Genomic DNA, 20,281 nt, shown 5'->3' with positions numbered 1-20,281 from the left:
GCGGTCTTGCCTTAGAATATAGATTACGGAAAAGTAGGATTATACCTAACCGTAGAATGAGACCCAAGGAATAAGCTTACTCGGTATGCGAGATCATCATTTAAAACTGGCTAATCAAGCAAAAAGACTCTTCGCTATCATGGCCGGAAGCCTATTATTGGTTCACTGCTATCTTGCATATCTACAGCAAGGTCATGTTCTTGTCCCTTGGCTATTGGCATTAGCGATGATCCTCTATGCCAGTGCGGCCCTAACTCTTACTTCCTCATGGTCGAATATCACCGTCTTTGCAGAATGGACGTTTATTATTCTATTAATTGTTTTCTCGATTATCGCTGTCGTCAATTACCAGCAATTCTACTGGTTGTTCTTTGTCCCTATCGCGAGCTTTTTCCTATTACCCCTTCGCATTGCCGTTTACATGACTTTACTGCTAATACCATTGGTGATTTATTTGTTACTCGAATACAGCCCGACATTCATGCAGGCACAATACTTTTATAGCTTTGCGGCAATCGCTACGGTGTCGCTATTTTTAGCCAGCGTGAAACATCGCACGCAGAGCCTTCTCGCCCCGCTGATCTCAAAAGATGAAGAAACCGGGGCTTTGCTCTCGAGTCGTTTATACGGAGATTTACAAAAAGAAATTGTTCGAGCAGAAAGAGAAGGCACAGGGCTATTGTTGATGATGATGGACTTAGATCAAGCGTTGCGGCAAGGTAGTAAAGACAAACATTTTGACCTCTATATTAAATGTGCCGAAGCCATTAGCAGTCAATTGCGACCATTTGATTTGTATTTTCGATTACAAGACCACCGCTTTGCCATAATCCTGCCCCACACCACCACGCAAGATGCCCTAATCACCGCTAAAAAAATTGTAGATGAGATGCCGGAAGTCATGCGCAAAGATATCATGGTGGGATACGCGAGCTTGAATGTTGATGATGATGCGAATTCGCTCATTGAGCACTCGTATCAGGAGTTGCGTCATGTTTAACCTTGGCCTCTCACGCACGCCTGCACTTAGCTTACTTTACGCTTTATTAGCCATAGCGAATGCATTGCTAACCATGAACCATTACTGGTCAGGGATGTACCACATCGTACTAATACATCTATCGGCAGCAACGGCTTATGGATTTGCTGCGGTTTTCATCTACCTCAGCACAAATTCTAAGATTAGCGATATGATTAATCTGATGGCTCTCGCATGTATCGCCATTGTCACTCAATATCAACTTCACTATGAAGCCGAACTCACACTTTATTGGCTATTTACTTTTCCAATCATTAGCTACTTTGTATTACCCATGCCAAGAGCATTCGCTTTGAACAGCGCAGTATTGATCAGCAGTGTGAGCCAACTTTACGGTCAATTTACACTGCAACAGCTGTTAAGCTTGATCTCTGTCTACTTACTCATAGGCTTATGCTCTTTGTGTTATGCCTACCTTAATACCAATCGACAAAAAAAACTCTTGGAGCTTGCAGTAACGGACCATCTATCAGGTGCATTTAATATACGTCAGCTTAGAAAGAAATTAGATATTGAAATAGCCCGTAGCCACTTCACTCATCGGACCCTTTCACTGATTGCACTAACCATTGATGATTATCATCAGATTTTAGAAATACACGGGCGCCATCAAAGCGAACAACTCTTAAAGCAATTCAATCATGTTCTTATGGAGTTGCTTAGAACAGGAGATGAAATTTTTCATGACGGCAAGGGTAGCTTTTATTTATTATTGCCCAACTGCCCTAATGAGGGCGCTGTGGTACTGCGTGAACGCTTAAACCACACATTAAAAACAAAACAGTGGGGTGAAATTGGGGAATTGCAAATTAATACCGGTATGGCCACCCTCGGCGCTAACGAAACTTCCGAGAATTTCTTAGAACGCACACTGAAACAAATCAAACAACAACAGCAAACCGCTTTGCGTTTACTTTCGTTTAAAGGCTAAATCCTAAACAATAATTTTATGATGGAAGCAGTTATCACCTTTGTTGAAAACCAACCAGAATATCTACTTTGGGCAATTGGCATTATTGCAATGTTAGAGTCCCTGGCTGTAGTGGGTATTGTCGTACCCGGAGTTGGTTTACTTGCTAGCTTAAGTATTCTAGCTGCTAATGCAGGCACCAATGTCTATGCCATGCTCAGCGTCGCTATCATTGGAGCGATTGTTGGTGATGGTTTGAGTTTTTTGTTTGGTCGTCTCTTTCAAGATCGTTTGAGCCAAATATGGCCTTTTACTCGTCATCCAGAATGGATTAGCACTGGACATAATTTTTTTGAAAGGCATGGTGGTAAAAGCATTTTTATAGGACGCTTCATAGGCCCAGTAAGGCCTTTTATTCCCATGGTAGCTGGCATGCTCAGAATGGATGGTAAGCACTTTCTTACCCTAAATGTCGCATCTGCAATATGCTGGGCGCCTGCTTATCTATTACCAGGTTATCTTTTTGGACAGTACGTTTCTATTACCGAACTGCTATCGTGGAAAGGTCTGTTAGCACTCACCATGGCTACCATGATTGCCTTCGTCGCCACATGGTGGTGGAAACGCTAAGTTGTGAGTTGTGAGTTGTGAGTTGTGAGTTGTGAGTTGTGACATTCATAACTCAACATTAAAACAAGCTCAACACTCACAATTAAACATTTAAAACTAAAACTTAGGCTTTGTGTTCTCGAGCGAGATATTCATGGCTCTGCATCTCAAGCATACGTGAAGTTGTGCGTTGAAATTCAAACTCAAGATTACCCTTACCATAGATATCTGCGATAGACGCATCGGCTGACATAATGACTTTCACACCACGATCGTAAAACTCATCAATTAGGTTAATAAAGCGACGTGCCAAGTCATCGTTCTTAGCGCCCATTACAGGAACATTTGAAATTAATATGGCATGGTACAGCTTGCCTAGCTCGATGTAATCGTTTTGCGATCGCGGACCATCGCACAGTGCTTCAAATTCAAACCAAGCAATATCGTCACACACGGCTTTTGCTGGAATATTGCGGCCTAAGATCTCGACCTGCACGTTATTTTCAACGTGGGCTGCATCGGGCACTAGGCTATCAAAACTTTTTTGCAAGCTACTATTAGCGGTATTATCAAGCGGAAAATGATAAAGCTCGGCTTGCTCTAGCGTTCGCAATCGATAATCCACACCACTATCCACGTTAATCACATCGGTATATTTGTTAAGCAGTTTAATAGCAGGAATAAAGCGATCGCGTTGCAAGCCATTTTCATAAAGACCATCCGGTACAATATTAGACGTTGCCACTAGGGTTACACCGCGTGCAAATAGCTCCTGCATAAGGCCACCTAAAATCATTGCGTCACCGATGTCACTGACAAAAAATTCATCAAAACAAATCACCATAGCTTCATCAGCAATTTGATCCGCAACAATCAACAGTGGATTTTTTTCCCCTGCTAACTGGGTTAACTCATTGTGAACACGCTGCATAAAGCGATGGAAGTGTGTGCGCATTTTACGCTCGAATGGCAGCGCATCGTAAAAAGTATCGACTAAATAGGTTTTACCCCGGCCAACACCACCCCAGAAATACAAGCCTTGCACAGGTTCCTTGGGTTTATTGCCAAACAGTGACAAAGCCTTCTTGAGTACAGACTGATTTTGTTCTTGCTCATGTCGAACCAGTAAATCATCGTACAAGCGCTGTAAATGCTTCACCGCCATCTCTTGCGCGGCATCATAAGAGAAGTCTTCTCTTTCGAGATCTTTTTTGTAAAGTTCTAAGGGTGTCATAATGGCGACTGCATTCTTGAGCAAAAATCGTGCTGCATTCTAACAAAAACTAGGCAAAATGTGCTAATTCTATAAAATCGGATCGAGTAATTCTTTGAGCTCATCTCGTAATGTCACTAGTTGCCCGTGGAAAAAGTGAGTCGCTTCTCTGAGGGTAATAAACTGAACTGGGGGATATAAACCCTCCACCCACTCTTCAACCGATGCAAATGACACAACTTCATCTTGTTCGCCCATAATGACGCTCGATGGAACGGTAAAAGGCGTCACCGTGTCAAAGGGGAAATTGTCCACACTAGGAGCAATTAATAATAAATGCGGGATAGTAACTCCACTCTGTAGTTCTTGAACGATAGCGGCGGCGATGTAGGCTCCAAAACTAAAGCCCGCCAAAAACAATCGCTTGGGCTGCTTATGTTCAATTAACCAACGAGCGACAGCGACACCGTCTTGAACCTCGCCGCTGACCTCACCGTATTCACCTTCGCTTTTACCTACACCACGATAATTAAAGCGCATGACATTGACACCTAAATCCATATAGGTTTTGCCAGTATAGGTCACTACCTTGTTATTCATTGTGCCTTGATACAGTGGGTGTGGATGACAAATAAGCAATACATCATCAGAACCAACATCATGATACGCTGCTTCGAGCTGACCTACTGGGCCCTCGATCATTAGGCTTTCCATCGTGCTAATTCACTATTTTGAGAGATAAATGGTTGAGCAATCATAATGCTTATGGCTACACTAGCCAAACAAGACACCTAGAAAAGGATGTTCCATGACTTTACCCGTACTGACCTCTGTACTTAGTTTTGCCATCGGCATTGGTATTGGTATTCTGCTGCAGCGCTATGTGCTCAGTCGAGGTACTCAAGTTGCACAATTAGAAAAAGAGCTTGATCAGGTTAAAGGGGAATTACTTAAACAAAAAGAAGCTCTTCAACAGCACTTCCAGCAAAGCGCTCATCTTGCGCAAAATCTCACGCAAAGCTATAAAGAGCTTTATGAACACCTCGCCAAAGGCTCTCATACATTCACCGAGCAACCGCTTGCCGACTTGCGGAAAGCCCTCGAGTTTTCCCCAGAAACTGAAGAGCGAAAGAACGTCACTGAGGCTATGGAAGAGCGTAAAGAAACGTCTATCTAACCTCTTTCACAACCGCAACCCCTTCGAAAGTGGATACAATCACTTTCAAACGGGGATTCTCATATCCCCCAATTAATGTGATTCGCTATATCTCTATTATTTTTTGATATAAGCAAATCACTTCTTATACCTAGCTGCCACTGGTATAGTAGCGCCCATTATTACACCTGTCGCTTTTTTGATCTGTAGAGTAAAGTCATGTCAGAGCATAAGCTTACGCATTTAAAACAGCTTGAAGCTGAAAGTATCCACATCATCCGCGAGGTCGCGGCTGAATTCGATAATCCGGTCATGTTATACAGCGTGGGCAAAGACAGCGCTGTTATGCTGCACCTTGCCCGCAAAGCATTTGCACCGGGCACTCCACCGTTCCCACTATTGCACGTAGACACAACGTGGAAATTTAAAGAAATGATTCAGTTCCGTGATCATATGGCCAAAACATCAGGCATGGAACTATTAGTGCACATCAACCAAGAAGGGGTTGAGCAAGGCGTTGGACCATTCACCCATGGTTCGTCAAAGCATACCGACATCATGAAAACCCAAGCTTTGAAGCAAGCATTAAACAAATATCAGTTTGATGCCGCTTTTGGTGGTGCCCGTCGTGATGAAGAAAAATCACGCGCTAAAGAACGTGTATATTCTTTCCGTGATAAAAACCACCGTTGGGACCCTAAAAACCAGCGTCCTGAGCTTTGGAACATCTACAACGGCAAAGTAAACAAAGGTGAAAGCATCCGCGTATTCCCACTTTCTAACTGGACTGAGTTAGATATTTGGCAATACATCTATCTAGAAAACATCGAAATCCCGGGTCTTTACCTAGCAGCAAAACGTCCGGTGGTTGAGCGTGATGGTATGCTCATCATGGTGGACGATGAACGCATGCCTTTAAAAGAAGGTGAAGTGCCAGAAGAAAAAATGGTGCGTTTCCGTACCCTCGGCTGCTATCCATTAACCGGTGCCGTTGAATCGGAGGCCGCTACGCTTCCCGATATTATCCAAGAAATGCTATTAACCACCACTTCAGAACGCCAAGGTCGAGCCATTGACCATGATTCATCCGGCTCTATGGAGAAGAAAAAGCAAGAGGGTTATTTCTAATGTCACATAAATCCGATTTAATCAGTGAAGATATTCTTGCCTATCTAAAACAGCACGAAAATAAAGAGCTACTACGCTTTTTAACCTGCGGTAATGTTGATGATGGTAAGTCTACCCTTATCGGTCGCTTATTGTTCGATTCAAAGATGATTTTTGAAGACCAATTAGCGGCTATCGAAAACGATAGCACCAAGCATGGTACCACTGGCGAAAAGGTTGACTTAGCGCTATTGGTTGATGGCTTAGCAGCCGAGCGTGAGCAAGGTATTACCATTGACGTTGCATACCGTTATTTCTCAACAGATAAACGCAAGTTCATCATTGCCGATACTCCTGGGCACGAACAATATACACGTAACATGGCAACCGGCGCCTCTACTTGTGACCTAGCGATCATTCTTGTAGATGCACGCTATGGCGTTCAGACTCAGACTAAGCGTCACAGTTTCATTGCATCTCTGTTGGGCATTAAACACGTTGTGGTTGCCGTGAACAAAATGGACTTAATGGACTTTGACGAAAAAGTCTTTAACGACATTAAAGCTGACTACGAAGCGTTTTCTCAGCAACTTGATATAAGCGACATTCACTTTGTTCCGCTTTCTGCCCTTGATGGTGACAACGTTGTAACACGTAGCGAGCGCTCTCCTTGGTACAAAGGCAAAACGCTGATGGAGATTCTAGAGAAAGCTGAGATCAATGCTGATAAGAATCTAGAGAACTTCCGTTTCCCTGTTCAGTATGTAAACCGTCCAAACCTAGATTTCCGTGGTTTCTGCGGTACGGTTGCATCCGGTATTGTCCGCCCAGGCGATGAAGTTACTGCGCTACCCTCTGGTAAGCAATCAAAAGTGAAATCCATTGTGACCTTTGAAGGCAATCAGCAAGAAGCCTTTATTGATCAAGCTGTAACAATCACACTAGAAGACGAAATTGATGTCAGCCGTGGCGACATGTTGGTGAAAACCAGCGATCTTCCACAAACCGCTAGCACGCTGAATGCAGAAGTGGTGTGGATGAGCGAAGAAGCCATGAAGCCAGGTAAGCAATACGATATTAAGTTTAGTGCTACACCAACAACAGGTTCGATCTCTCGCGTACATCACCGCGTTGATGTAAACACTTTAGAGAAAATTGAAGACTCCGAATTAAAACTTAATGAAATCGGTTTATGTGAATTAACGCTGAACAAATCAGTAGCATTTGATCCGTATAAGCGCAACCGTGCTACTGGCGCCTTTATCATTATTGATCGTTTGAGTAATGTCACGGTTGGTGCAGGTATGATTGTTGGTGCTGCTGATGCCAATAATGATCAAGACTTAAGTGCGGTTACTGCTATTGAGAAAGCCAATCGCTTCGATCAAAAAGCTGCAAGCATCAGCTTTACGGGTGAGAACAAACACGTACTTGCCGCAGCGGTTGATCGCAAGTTATTTGCTCTAGGTCGCGCGGCAGCACTGATCAGCAAAGATGATATTGGTAAAAACAAGCCCGAAGACATGGCTCGAATTATCAATCAAGCTGGTCTAATCGCACTTTGCACGTTTGATCACGATAACGCGGACTTGGTTATCGATAGTAGCTCTACCGATGTCAATAGTGCTATTGCAGACATTCAAGAGAAAGGCATTATTTAAGTCTTTCTCAAATACAAATAGATAAACCCGCCAACCCACTGGTTAGCGGGTTTTTTTATTTCATTAAAATCGAGACCGGAAATACAGACGAATTTCGTTGTCTGTTTCTTCTACTTTTAATATGACCTGAGGCTTCTTCAAATTTAGTAGTGTTCGTGTATTGCTTTCATTAAGATACACTTTAAGAAATCCATTTTTATCGACAAAAAAGCTTTCAGAGCCCACCCCCTTTGGCAAACGCTGTAACCATTTCTCCAATGACATGTCAGAAAAAGTCAGTGTGACAAAATCTCCTTGCTCAGGCGCAAAATCAGAAATCGTATCTATCTCTATATTGTCTATACTAATTCTAAACTCATCTGCCCCTAGGCCACCAACAAACACATCTTGACCTGCTGATTCCACCAAAACATCATCTTCAGGCGTTCCGAGAATAGTATCTGCAACTAGAGCCGATGAATAAATATTGAAAATTAAGACTATAATCAATCTCACCATAAGAACTCATCCCTTTTTAATCGCTATAAGAAAAAACCCAGCACCTTTAAGGTACTGGGTTTTATTTAGGTTATCGAGTTATATTCGATAGTTTAATTGACATCAAAGCGATCGGCATTCATTACTTTGCTCCATGCATCTACGAACTCTTTAGCGAAACGGCTTGCTTCGTCATCACTAGCATAAAGTTCGGCCAATGCACGAAGTTGCGAATTTGAGCCGAAGATGAGATCCATGCGTGTGCCTTTCCATTTTACCTTACCAGTTTTGCGATCAAGGCCTTCGAATAGTTCCGCATCTTTAGATGTCGGTTTCCATTCAGTGGCCATATCTGTCAAATTAACGAAGAAGTCATTGGTTAATTGACCAGGGCGATCGGTAAACACGCCGTAATCGGTATCATCGAAGTTAGCACCTAAAGCTCGCATACCGCCTACAAGCACAGTCATTTCCGGAGCCGTCAAACCCATTAATTGGGCTTTATCGACCATAAGTGCTTCCGCCGACACAGTGTACTTAGTCTTCTGATAATTGCGGAATGGATCAACCATCGGCTCTAACCATTCAAAGGACTCTGCATCTGTTTGCTCATCCGTCGCATCAGTACGGCCTGGCGTGAAAGGCACTGTAATTTTGTGACCTGCATCGTGCGCTGCTTTTTCTACCGCTGCACAACCTGCCAAGACAATGGTATCCGCCAAGGAGATTTTTTTATTGCCTGATTGAGCTGAATTAAAATCCGCTTGTACTTTTTCCAATGCGCCCAAAGCCTTGCTAAGTTTTGCGGGCTCATTCACTTTCCAGTCTTTTTGAGGTGCTAAGCGTACACGAGCACCATTGGCGCCGCCACGCATATCCGACTGACGGAACGTAGACGCCGATGCCCAAGCGGTTTTAACAAGCTCAGACACACTCAAGCCAGAAGCCAGTAATTTTGCTTTCAAATCAGCAATATCTTTATCATCTACTAGTTCGTGATCCACCGGAGGTACGGGGTCCTGCCAAATCAAATCCTCTTTAGGTACATCAGGACCTAAATAGCGATCTTTTGGCCCCATGTCGCGGTGGGTCAACTTGAACCAAGCTCGTGCAAACGCATCCGCAAATTCTTCTGGATTCTTATGGAAGTGTTCCGAGATCTTGCGATACTCCGGATCTTCTTTCATAGCCATATCGGCTGTGGACATCATGAGATTCACTTTCTTCGATGCATCTTCGGCATCAGGCGCATGGTCGTTATCAGCAAGACCTTTTGGCTGCCATTGATTAGCACCAGCTGGGCTTTTGGTGAGTTCCCACTCATAGCCAAACAACACGTCAAAATAGCTCATATCCCATGTGGTAGGTGTTGGTGTCCAGGCTCCCTCTAAACCACTGGTGGTGGTATCACGGCCCATGCCCTTGCCATGGCTGTTCTTCCAGCCGAACCCCATTTCTTCCATTGGCGCCGCTTCAGGCTCAGGCCCCACTTTGTCAGGATCGCCAGCACCATGTGCTTTACCAAACGTATGACCACCTGCAGTTAACGCCACAGTTTCGTAATCATTCATGGCCATACGAGCAAAGGTCTCGCGGATGTCTTTAGCCGATGCTAAGGGATCTGGATTGCCATCAGGGCCTTCAGGGTTCACATAGATTAAACCCATTTGTACGGCGGCTAGCGGGTTTTCCAGATCACGGTCGCCCGTATAACGACTATTGGACTTATCGCTGGTAGCTAGCCATTCGCCTTCTGCTCCCCAATAAATGTCCTCTTCTGGCTCCCACACATCCTCACGACCTCCAGCGAAGCCAAACGGCTTTAAGCCCATAGATTCAATCGCACAGTTACCGGCTAGTATGTATAAGTCGGCCCATGATAGTTTACGTCCATATTTCTTTTTAATCGGCCACAATAGTCGGCGCGCTTTATCTAGGTTACCGTTATCTGGCCAGCTGTTAAGTGGAGCAAAGCGCTGAGTACCAGCGCCTGCTCCGCCGCGACCGTCTGCTACGCGGTAAGTGCCAGCACTGTGCCACGCCATACGAATCATAAAGGGGCCATAGTGGCCATAATCTGCGGGCCACCAATCTTGGGAATCTGTCATTAAGGCAATAAGGTCTTTTTTTACAGCTTCTAAATCCAGACTTTTAAACTCCGCAGCATAATCAAAGTCTTCATCCATAGGATTGGATTTATCAGTATGCTGATTGAGAATTTTCAAATTAAGGCTGTTTGGCCACCAATCGTCGTTTTGCATACCGCCGCCAGCGGCGTGATTAAATGGGCATTTACCTTGGTCTGCCATGGGATAACTCCTGCTTTGTTTTGTGTTTTTAACTCCTATTTAGTTATAGTTGATAGTGATCACACTCACTAATTAATTATGACTAAGAGCACGATAGTTTTTAACTTTTTCGTTTATAAAGCCTATTTGCATAAAGATCTTTTTCGTCACAAGCACTAGGTCTAAATGAATCGCTTAGTCGTACTAGGAAAACACATCTATCTCTTAACAAGGTAACGTGTCAATGCTGCTTCAACTGGAAGACATCGTTAAGTCTCATCGGCAACCCAACGGGGAAACTCTAAGGGTTTTAAGTAACGTAAACATGTCGCTAGAGCGCGGAGAGTCACAAGCGTTACTAGGCGAAAGCGGCAGTGGTAAAAGCACGTTGTTACATCTAATCGCAGGGTTAGATCATGCCGATACTGGACACATCTTTTTTAATCAAAAGAGGTATTCAGATTTATCTGACCAGCAAAAAAATCTGATACGACGTCAAGAACTCAGCCTAATCTTTCAGCAATATCATCTGATTGCCTCTCTGGATGTAGCCGATAACATTCGAATCCAAGCTAATCTATGCAATAAAATTGACGAAGATTACTTCACTCATCTTACTAAGCGTTTAAATTTAACCAAGCATTTAAATCACTATCCACATCAGCTCTCAGGTGGCCAGCAGCAAAGAGTCGCCATCGCTCGAGCACTATTACACCGCCCCAAATTAATTCTTGCAGACGAACCCACTGGAAATTTGGACGAAACTACAAGCAAATTGGTTATGGACACATTCTTTGAACTCATCCAAGAAAACAATACCGCGTTACTCATGGTTACTCATAGTCCAGCCATGGCAGGCTATTGTGATACGCAATGGCAACTACACAATGGTCATTTGGTGCGCTCATGAGCAACATTACTTGGATAACTTGTAAAACCTTGCTCAGCCACTACCGCTACAAGAAAAGCCAGACCGTTTTTTTATTACTGGGATTGATCCTAGGTGTCGCGTTATGGTCCGCTGTAGAAATTATCAACGGACACGCCAAAGCCAGTTATGCCGAAGCCAATCAGCTGCTAGGTGCGCAAGCCAATGACTGGATCTACTCAAACCTTGATTCGGTTCCATTAGATGACTACATCAAACTTAGACGCTCTGGTTGGCGACAAGTTTACCCTGTCATTGAGAAACGCCTGAGTACAAAAGACGGCATGCCATTAACCCTGATAGCTACCGATCTAATGGCGCTGCCGAAAACGGATGATACGCAGCCAAACGCTTTAGATTTTTCATTGTGGCAATCACTTTTTCAAGCACCTTACGCCGTCATGGTTCCCGAAAATATAGCGAAAAAATTATCTATAACGGAAGGTAGCTCAATAAAATTGAGCAGTGGTCGCGCATTACCACCAGCCATTATTGGCCACTATACACAGCAAGGGCAGCGTCTTTTTATGGACATAGGCGCCGCTGCGATTGTCTTAGATCAAGCAAACCCTAGCTATTTAGTAGTCAGTTCTTTAAGTCAGGATGAGCGTCAAGCACTCGATGCTTGGTTAAAGCGCAACACGCCGTCGCTTTATCGTATCGAAAACCAACAACCCTTGGACTTAACACAATTAACACAAAGCCTACATACACATCTAAGCGCAATGAGCTTGCTTGCCTTTGCTGTTGGCTTGTTTATTGTGTTCAATGCTGTGCGCTTTTCCCTACACACGCGCCGACATACCTTTGCAATTTTACGTGAACTCGGTGTGGATGATATTTACATTTTCATCGCCATTTTTATAGAAGCCAGTTTACTCAGTTTGATCGCCAGCATTCTCGGCCTATTGATGGGCTATGGCCTCAGTCAGTTGTTATTACCGTCCATTGCATCCACATTACAAAATCTTTATGGCGCTGTTTTAAGTCAATCTATTATCTTATCTTGGCATACGCTGTTGGGTGCCTGGCTACTCACCCTGCTTGGATTAGCTCTAGCCCTAGTGGCACCTCTGATTCAACAAGCAAAGCAAACTAGAAAAAATGCTTTGAACATACAAAGTAACTGGTCATTCGAAGCGACTCAGCAAAAACGACTGACTATTTATGCGCTCATTGTCCTATCGATTGCGGCAATCAGCTACCAGTGGCTCGACAGCTTGCTGCATGGATTTGTTCTCTTAGCTGTTTTACTATTTTGTGGAGCCGCTATTTTGCCGTTCATTATTCAATTTACATTAAGTCAATTACGTCGGGCTTCAATAAAACAGGCCAATAGTTTTAGCAAATGGCAATGGTCCGAAGGTATCACTCAGATGATTCCTATGAGAACCGCTTTTATGGCAATGCTATTGGCTCTCACCGCCAACTTTGGTGTAGATTCACTGGTAAGTTCCTTTAAATCAGCTCTTGACCAGTGGTTACAGCAACGTATTGCCGCTGATGTCTACATACAAAATAATTCTCCGAAGATCGAGCAAGCGATAGCGATCCTTCCATGGGTGCAAGATACGCACATTCGCAATGGCTTAAGCCTGCGTTGGCCAGAGCATCAAACGCGCCCAACCCTCATTCGCGGGCTCGATCCAAGGGCACCTGATGTAACGTCATTGCCTATGGCGGAAACACTATACGTTTCCCATGAAAACAAAGCAGCACAATGGCCTACGCTCTATGAGCATCCAAGTATTCTGGCCAATGAACAAGTAAAGTATCTGGCTGGAATTGAGTTGGGTGATACTATTTTTTTAAATACACTCGATGGCGAACAAAAGGCTTTTACCGTCGCTGGTTTTTATTACGATTATGGCAATCCCTATTATCAATTTTATTTACCTTTTAATACGGTAAAAAATATCTGGCCACAAGCGAAACCAAAAGGCATAGCATTATGGCTAAATAGAAAAGCAAAAAACAATGAAATCGATTGGGAAAAAGACATACTCGAACTGGGTTTAAAGCCTGGCGATTGGATTGATAGACGAAGCATTCTCAATGTCTCGATGACGATTTTTGATCGCACATTTTCAATGACGGCAGCAATTAATAGCCTAACCTTCTTGGTCGCCGGTATCGCGCTGTTATTATCGCTCCTAGCTCAACACGAAAAACAGTTAGCAAGCTACGCTCATTGGCGCAGTATGGGGTTAACCTGGTTTGAATGGGTGACTCTCACAGGGAAACCCATCTTTATTGCACTCACAATGACATGGTTACTCTCTATCCCGCTAGGCTCACTTTTAGCCTTGCTTCTAATACACGATATTAATGTATTATCTTTTGGCTGGACTATGGATCTTAAGTGGCAATGGCAATCGGCTTTAAAGCTTGGTGTGCTCTGTATTATTGTCTCAATGGCGGCTTTCTTTATTGCAGCATTACAAGTGAAATATAAGCTACCAACCGCTTTGAAAAAGTTAGGGCAAGACCAATGAAATATCGATTACTGTGCATCTATTTAATTGTACTTTCGACATCAACTATTACTCAAACTAGCTCAGTACTGAAGCAAGACGCTGAAACACGAAACTTTGCCAATGTCGTTCCAGGGGTATCTATTGACATACCCAAGGATCATCTACCACATCCAGACTTTCGCATTGAATGGTGGTACTTCACCGCCAACGTATGGGACAAGAATGGTAAGCATTATGGCCTACAATTTACTTTATTCAGACAAGCATTAGCTCCGGCGAAAAGAATAGAAAAAGAAAACTATAGACGCGACTTTCCTTGGCGTAGCCGACAGAGCTGGATGGCCCATAGTGCTATTAATAGTAGCGATGGTCATTTTTATGAAGAGCGTTTCGCCCGGGGAGGTATAGGACAAGCGGGGGTTATATTTAACCAGAAACAACACTTTGAAGCTTGGATCGATGATTGGCAATGGCAAGGAAAAAATCATAATCCCGTAAATTCATCACTATCATTCTCAGTGAAAGATCACTTCATAACATTGACCTTGAATGGCGATGATAAGTGGATAAAACATGGTGACAACGGCTTTAGTCAGAAATCAACAACCGAAGCGAGTTACTATTATTCACATCCTGAGATTACTGTTGCCGGAGCTATCCAAATGCCGAACGGTGAACGCGTAAATATTAATGGTCAAGGTTGGCTAGATCGTGAGTGGAGTTCTCAGTTTTTAACACAGCAGCAGAAAGGATGGGACTGGCTCTCTATACAGCTCAATAACGGTGCCCGGTTGATGCTGTTTCAATTGCGTGATAGCGAAAATAAAACTGATTTTCAAAGCGGAACTTGGATAAATAAGCTCGGAGATAAAATCGTACTGACGCAAAAGGATATTGCACTTACCCCTACAAATTACAGCTCTATTAATACTCGCAATGTACCTACTGAGTGGAAACTGGACATAAAAAAAATAAATAAGAATCTACTTGTTAAAGCATATTATGAAAACAGTTGGTTAGATACGCTGTACCCTTATTGGGAAGGGCCTATCAAAGTAATCAATAGAAAAACCGAAAAAGATGTCGGAGTAGGATTTATGGAAATGACTGGTTACTAGTTTTATTTAGAGGATTCTTTATCACGATACATATGCTGATCGGCCTCTGCAAACCAATCCTCTACGGTACGATGATTCTTTTTTAATTGAGACATACCAAAAGAAAACGACATACTTTTGGTTTTTCCGTTACCGGTCTCAAACTCAATTTCGGAGCCTAGCCGCTTACAAAAATCCAACGCCTCTTGCTCCGTAGTATCATCTAATAGCATCGCAAACTCGTCACCACCATAGCGAGCTACAGCGTCGCAACGACGGGATTGATTCAATAACGTTTTCGCAAAAGTCGTGAGCACCTCATCTCCGACAATGTGACCATATTGATCATTAACCTGTTTAAAATCGTCTAGATCAATAAATACCAAGGTTACATTTTGACCGGAACGATGATAGCGCTCCATGGCATCCAACAATTCCTCTTTAAATGCACGAATATTTAACGCCCCTGTTAGGCCATCTTTTCGTGACATTTGCTCCAACTCGGCGTAAGCCTCGTTAAGTTGCTGCAAAGAAAAATCTAACGCTGTCTCTGCATTTTTAAGATCAGAAACGTCCTGTATAGAAGAAACAAAATACGAGGGCACGCCATGCTCATCTCGAATTAAGGTCGTTGAAAGCTTTGCCCACACCCAATGACCGTCTTTGTGGAGATATTGTTTAACCTTCGAGAAATTACTTTGAGTTTCACCGGATAGGGATTTTTTAATCCACGCTAAACTTTCTGGGATGTCTTCTTCACGAGATATTTGCGAGAACGTTATGGAGAGGAGTTCATCCTCTTCATAACCGAGGAAATCTAGGAGAAAATCGTTAACGTGTATAAAACGACCGTTTAAATCCACATGACACAACCCCACCGCCACTTTATCAAATGACTCTTTGTATTTGGGATCGACACCCGATACCCCTTGGGTTATCGGGCTGATTTTCTTGGCTGTCATATGGCTAAGGCGATGCCTGACCTCGAGAGCGACCATTGTTAGTCCATACTTAAGATTAATTCAAGTATGAGAAATAACAAGCAGTCACATGACCAAATGCGCCTTTAGTCCTAGTTTGAGGCACTTTTTAGAGCGGTTTCAAAAATCTCAGTGTGGCAATACGATTACAACAATGTCCAAATTTATGAAACGTCGCGCCTGATTTTGTGGTTTGAAGCCAGTTTATAAATCATCATGTTCCACAAAAATTAGCTCGTTGGTATCAAAGCCCTTAGCTTTAGCTACGGTTTTAAAGCGATTAATCACGGCCTCTCCAGGATTAGGAGTTCGCGCCAGTAACCATAGATAATCCGTATCTGGACCTGAAATAAAGGCATACTCATAACCCTCTTTATCCAAATCGAATACGACGTAAGATCCATAGAAAGGTCCAAAAAAAGAGACTTTTAGATATCCTGTACGTTCGTCTTCAACGAAGTAAGCCTTACCTTGTGCTTGATTCCATTCCTGATCTTCAATGGAATAACCTCGGTTAAGCACATTAATTCCACCATCGTCCCGTTTACTGTAGGTCGCAGAGATATTTTTAAGTCCGCGTTCAAAAGAATGATCGAGTCTTGCTACTTCATACCAGGTGCCAAGATATCGGTCAGCTTCAAATCCTGTAACAGGTGAAACTCTTTCAGGCATACCCAAGCAACCTGTAAGTACAACCAGAAAAAACAGCATAACGATGGCTTTCATTCTTTTAAATCCTGTCCCTCTTAATTTGATGGTTATACTCATACTTAACCAAAATCGATCATAGTCTTTTAATTTACGAACTGACAACTATCAGATAACCATCTACTTTTTAGTTCACGACAGGATATTAATTCTCTATTACTTCCTGTCTTTGTCTCTGATATTCATCATACGAAGTATTGATATTGTCGAGGCATTCTTCCCTTTGGGGCTCTGGTAAACGTCTACACTCATTTTCTTGTCCAACTTTAATACCATCATACACAGCACGGTTACTGCAAGCGGCTAAAAACACAAACGCCCCGAATACAAAAATACCCTTCCAACTCATTGCTCTTCCTTCTATCTACGCCTTTTTAACAAATGCTGCCGTCACCATCATTTCGCCGGCTCCATCCACTTTACAATCAAGCTGATGATCCTTTCCTTCCACAATGCGTCGAATCAACGCCTTTGTGCCGATCTTTAGTACCTGAGAGCTGCCTTTTACCTTTAAATCTTTTACCAAGGTGACTTTATCGCCTTCGTTCAAAACGGAACCATTTGCATCCTTCTCTGTTAGCGGCGCATCTTCTTTCTCTTTTTCAACAGGATCCCACTCATAACCACATTCAGGGCAAATCAGCAGGTTTTGATCTGGATAGACATATTCAGATTGACATTTAGGGCAAGATGGTTGACTCATAAATCATGTACTTCTTGTCATTAAAATTAGGGTTCATCATACAAGGATTTTGTACCGAAACCTAACCCACTGAACCTTTACATAGATCCATGTCAAGCCTACCTTGATCTCGCAATTTCTCGTACAATCTGGCGCTTATTGATTTTCCATCCACTCAGCCCATAAGAGCAGTGCTATGGCCGTTGAAACTGCCCCGAAAAAAGCCACAAAAGACGCATCTGAACACACACCTATGATGCAGCAATATTTGCGCATTAAAGCGGAGCACCCGCAGCAGCTGGTGTTTTATCGCATGGGTGATTTCTATGAGCTGTTTTATGACGATGCCAAGAAAAGCGCGCGCTTATTGGACATTACGCTAACCGCGAGAGGCAAAAGCGGTGGCGCGCCGATCCCCATGGCAGGTATCCCTTACCATGCAGCGGAAGGCTATATCGCCAAACTGGTGAAAATGGGTGAATCTGTGGCCATTGCCGAGCAAATTGGCGACCCAGCCACCAGCAAGGGGCCAGTTGAACGCAAAGTCGTGAGGGTGATTACACCGGGTACCCTGACAGATGAAAGCTTTTTGGATGAGCGTCGAGACAATTTATTGGTAGCGGTGAATAGCCACATTGATGGCCGAACACAAAAACAGACCCATGGCATTGCAACACTGGATATCAGCAGCGGCCGCTTCAGTGTGATGGAAGTTCATTCAGAAGAAGCATTGCATGGTGAACTAGAGCGTCTGCGCCCGGCTGAGCTGCTCTACAGTGAAGATCAACAACACAGTAACGAAATAGTCGAGCGTAAAGGGGCTCAGAGTTTGCCGCCTTGGGAATTTGAATACGAGACTGGCTTTCGCCTGCTGACCGAACAATTCCAAACCAAAGACTTGCATGGCTTTGGTTGTCAGCATTTGAAGCAAGCCATTGGCGCTGCAGGTAGTTTGATTCATTACGCTAAAGAAACTCAGCGCACCAACTTGCCCCACATTCGCACTCTCCTTCTAGAGCAAGCGGACGATGCCATCGTCATGGATGCGGCTACCCGCAAAAATCTCGAAATTGATATCAATTTAAACGGTGATACTGATTTCACCTTGGCCTGGGTATTAGATCGTACCGCGACGGCCATGGGCAGTCGACTATTGCGTCGCTGGCTGAATCGACCCTTACGTCAACAATCCGTGTTGAAAGAGCGACAACATGCTATTGGCGCCATGATCGAAACCCATGGTTATGAAGATATCCACAATGTGCTCAAACAAATCGGTGATATCGAGCGGATTCTCAGCCGAGTGGCATTGCGCAGCGCCCGCCCTCGAGATCTGGCGCGCTTACGAGATGCTTTAGCCGTTTTACCACAATTGCAAAACGCCATATCAGATGTCGATGCAGCGCCCATTGCGGCTCTGGGTCAACGCATTAGTACCTACCCAGAGACAGTTGAAACCCTAACCAATGCGGTTGTAGAAAACCCACCTGTGGTGATTCGTGACGGTGGTGTGATTGCCGAGGGGTTTGACGAAGAATTAGATGAGCTGCGCGGCATCAGTGAGAACGCCGGCCAGTTCCTAATCGACATTGAAACCCGTGAACGTGAAAAGACCGGTATTAGCACCTTAAAAGTAGGCTACAACCGAGTGCACGGTTATTACATTGAAATCAGCAAAGCTCAAGCGGGTGAGGCGCCAACCGAGTATATTCGTCGACAGACATTGAAAAATGCGGAGCGTTTTATCACACCTGAACTTAAAGAGTTTGAAGACAAAGCGCTTTCCAGCAAAAGCCGCGCGCTTTCTCGAGAAAAAGCCCTTTATGAAGAACTCATTGAATCCTTAGCGGATCAATTAGCGGCTCTGCAAGATACAGCGGCCGCCATCAGCGAACTGGATGTATTGTCGAATTTAGCAGAACGAGCCGTCACCCAGCGCTATGTTCGCCCTGAGCTCACCGAAAATGCTGGCATTGATATTCAACAGGGCCGCCACCCCGTGGTAGAAGCCGTCATCGAAGACCCATTTGTGGCAAACGATGTGCGCTTTGATCAAAACCGTAAAATGCTCGTGATTACCGGCCCAAACATGGGTGGTAAGTCGACCTATATGCGTCAAGCAGCACACATTGCGTTGCTCGCCCACATTGGTAGTTATGTTCCGGCAGATAGCGCGACGATTGGTCTTCTAGATCGCATTTTTACCCGTATGGGCTCAAGCGATGACGTCGCCGGTGGCCGTTCAACCTTTATGGTAGAAATGACAGAAACCGCTAACATTCTCCATCACGCTACTGCGCAAAGCTTGGTCTTGATGGATGAAGTGGGTCGCGGTACCAGTACGTTTGATGGTTTATCTTTAGCTTGGGCCAGCGCTGAATATCTCTCAAAACACACTCAAGCCTATACCCTATTCGCGACCCACTATTTTGAAATGACGCAGTTGGTGGAGAGCAGTGACAATGTTGCCAACGTGCATTTAACCGCTACCGAACATAATGACCATATTGTATTTCTCCACCATGTGGAAGAAGGCCCCGCCAGCCAAAGCTATGGCTTGCAAGTAGCCAAGCTAGCGGGCGTGCCTTTAGAAGTCGTGGAACAGGCCAAACAAAAGCTTGCTTTGTTAGAAGAAACCAACATTGAACCCAGCCCGATTGAGCAATCCATTTCTGAGACACCTCAAGTGGCTAAAGTCACGGAACCTCAACCTTCAGCGTCTCAGCCAAACGACAGTGCAGAAGCCATCTGGCAGGGAGACATGTTCGCAGCACCGCCTGAACCCAGTGAAGTGGAATTAGCGCTTAAAGATATCAGCCCAGATGATCTGACACCAAGGCAAGCGCTTGAACTACTTTATGAACTCAAGGGCAAACTAAAATAATTATCGAGTTTACTGATAAGCACTATAGTTTTAATCGACTTTAAAACTATAGTGCTTTTGTGTAT

General features: G+C 44.0%; 18 protein-coding genes. 10 read left to right on the top strand and 8 right to left on the bottom strand.

From position 1 onward, the window contains the following. The first annotated feature begins 85 nt into the window (after positions 1-85). Genes HF888_RS03320 through HF888_RS03310 form a run of 3 tightly spaced genes read left to right on the top strand, consistent with a single transcriptional unit; the run spans position 86 to position 2,579 of the window. The gene (locus HF888_RS03320; protein ID WP_007018863.1) at positions 86-1,000 is read left to right on the top strand and encodes a GGDEF domain-containing protein; all 915 of its coding nucleotides are present in this window, start codon (positions 86-88) and stop codon (positions 998-1,000) included. Continuing rightward, a complete protein-coding gene (locus tag HF888_RS03315; RefSeq protein WP_007018864.1) occupies positions 993-1,970 on the top strand; it encodes a GGDEF domain-containing protein in 978 nt (325 codons plus the stop codon). Before HF888_RS03320 ends, HF888_RS03315 begins: the two co-directional genes overlap by 8 nt. A gap of 18 nt (positions 1,971-1,988) precedes the next feature. After that, a complete protein-coding gene (locus HF888_RS03310; RefSeq protein ID WP_007018865.1) occupies positions 1,989-2,579 on the top strand; it encodes a DedA family protein in 591 nt (196 codons plus the stop codon). A 103-nt stretch (positions 2,580-2,682) separates the two neighbouring features. Here HF888_RS03310 and zapE read toward each other — a convergent pair whose 3' ends face one another. After that, positions 2,683-3,792 carry a cell division protein ZapE gene (zapE, locus tag HF888_RS03305; protein ID WP_007018866.1) on the bottom strand — a complete coding sequence of 370 codons (1,110 nt, stop codon included), beginning with the start codon at positions 3,790-3,792 and terminating at the stop codon, positions 2,683-2,685. Positions 3,793-3,861: 69 nt separating this feature from the next. Next, positions 3,862-4,473 carry an alpha/beta hydrolase gene (locus HF888_RS03300; protein ID WP_165837046.1) on the bottom strand — a complete coding sequence of 204 codons (612 nt, stop codon included), beginning with the start codon at positions 4,471-4,473 and terminating at the stop codon, positions 3,862-3,864. A gap of 106 nt (positions 4,474-4,579) precedes the next feature. On the opposite strand from HF888_RS03300, the gene HF888_RS03295 reads away from it, so the two are divergent. From HF888_RS03295 to cysN, 3 genes are all read left to right on the top strand, one after another. Beyond that, on the top strand, positions 4,580-4,948 hold the full coding sequence (locus HF888_RS03295) for a Z-ring associated ZapG family protein (RefSeq protein WP_007018868.1): 369 nt from the start codon (positions 4,580-4,582) through the stop codon (positions 4,946-4,948). 198 nt (positions 4,949-5,146) lie between these two features. After that, complete coding sequence (gene cysD, locus HF888_RS03290) at positions 5,147-6,055, top strand: sulfate adenylyltransferase subunit CysD (protein WP_007018869.1); 909 nt, start codon at positions 5,147-5,149, stop codon at positions 6,053-6,055. Next, the gene (gene cysN / locus HF888_RS03285; protein WP_007018870.1) at positions 6,055-7,695 is read left to right on the top strand and encodes a sulfate adenylyltransferase subunit CysN; all 1,641 of its coding nucleotides are present in this window, start codon (positions 6,055-6,057) and stop codon (positions 7,693-7,695) included. Before cysD ends, cysN begins: the two co-directional genes overlap by 1 nt. Before the next feature lie 63 nt (positions 7,696-7,758). On the opposite strand, the gene HF888_RS03280 is transcribed toward cysN, so the two are convergent. Together HF888_RS03280 and katG are read right to left on the bottom strand one after the other, a co-directional pair. Continuing rightward, positions 7,759-8,193 (bottom strand): calcium-binding protein, encoded by a 435-nt coding sequence (locus tag HF888_RS03280; RefSeq protein ID WP_007018871.1) that lies wholly within the window; start codon positions 8,191-8,193, stop codon positions 7,759-7,761. 92 nt (positions 8,194-8,285) lie between these two features. Next, a complete protein-coding gene (gene katG / locus HF888_RS03275) occupies positions 8,286-10,481 on the bottom strand; it encodes a catalase/peroxidase HPI (RefSeq protein WP_007018872.1) in 2,196 nt (731 codons plus the stop codon). Between the two features lie 223 nt (positions 10,482-10,704). Between katG and HF888_RS03270 the strand changes: the two genes are divergently transcribed. From HF888_RS03270 to HF888_RS03260, 3 genes are read left to right on the top strand one after another with little or no spacing between them, the layout of a single operon-like run. Further along, entirely contained in the window at positions 10,705-11,370 is a 666-nt protein-coding gene (locus HF888_RS03270; protein ID WP_007018873.1) for an ABC transporter ATP-binding protein, read from the top strand. After that, on the top strand, positions 11,367-13,883 hold the full coding sequence (locus tag HF888_RS03265) for an ABC transporter permease (protein ID WP_007018874.1): 2,517 nt from the start codon (positions 11,367-11,369) through the stop codon (positions 13,881-13,883). The genes HF888_RS03270 and HF888_RS03265 overlap by 4 nt, the downstream gene beginning before the upstream one ends. Further along, positions 13,880-14,983: a lipocalin-like domain-containing protein gene (locus HF888_RS03260; protein ID WP_007018875.1), complete on the top strand. Its 1,104-nt coding sequence runs from the start codon at positions 13,880-13,882 to the stop codon at positions 14,981-14,983. The genes HF888_RS03265 and HF888_RS03260 overlap by 4 nt, the downstream gene beginning before the upstream one ends. 2 nt (positions 14,984-14,985) lie before the next feature. Here HF888_RS03260 and HF888_RS03255 read toward each other — a convergent pair whose 3' ends face one another. The 4 genes from HF888_RS03255 to HF888_RS03240 all read right to left on the bottom strand — a co-directional run bounded on the left by HF888_RS03255 (position 14,986) and on the right by HF888_RS03240 (position 17,353). Beyond that, complete coding sequence (locus HF888_RS03255) at positions 14,986-15,924, bottom strand: sensor domain-containing diguanylate cyclase (RefSeq protein ID WP_007018876.1); 939 nt, start codon at positions 15,922-15,924, stop codon at positions 14,986-14,988. Between the two features lie 222 nt (positions 15,925-16,146). After that, on the bottom strand, positions 16,147-16,710 hold the full coding sequence (locus tag HF888_RS03250; protein ID WP_243469396.1) for a lipocalin family protein: 564 nt from the start codon (positions 16,708-16,710) through the stop codon (positions 16,147-16,149). Between the two features lie 85 nt (positions 16,711-16,795). Further along, entirely contained in the window at positions 16,796-16,999 is a 204-nt protein-coding gene (locus tag HF888_RS03245; protein ID WP_007018878.1) for a hypothetical protein, read from the bottom strand. Between the two features lie 15 nt (positions 17,000-17,014). Further along, positions 17,015-17,353: a zinc ribbon domain-containing protein YjdM gene (locus HF888_RS03240; protein WP_007018879.1), complete on the bottom strand. Its 339-nt coding sequence runs from the start codon at positions 17,351-17,353 to the stop codon at positions 17,015-17,017. Positions 17,354-17,528: 175 nt separating this feature from the next. Here HF888_RS03240 and mutS point away from each other — a divergent pair, with 175 nt between their 5' ends. After that, positions 17,529-20,216, top strand: a complete 2,688-nt coding sequence (mutS, locus tag HF888_RS03235) for a DNA mismatch repair protein MutS (protein ID WP_007018880.1) — start codon at positions 17,529-17,531, stop codon at positions 20,214-20,216. The last annotated feature ends 65 nt before the right edge of the window (positions 20,217-20,281 follow it).

This window comes from Bermanella marisrubri, assembly GCF_012295615.1.
GTDB classification, from domain to species: Bacteria; Pseudomonadota; Gammaproteobacteria; order Pseudomonadales; family Oceanobacteraceae; genus Bermanella; species Bermanella marisrubri.
The sequence above is the reverse complement of the archived record's forward strand: the minus strand, read 5'-3'. Positions and strand labels throughout refer to the sequence as shown.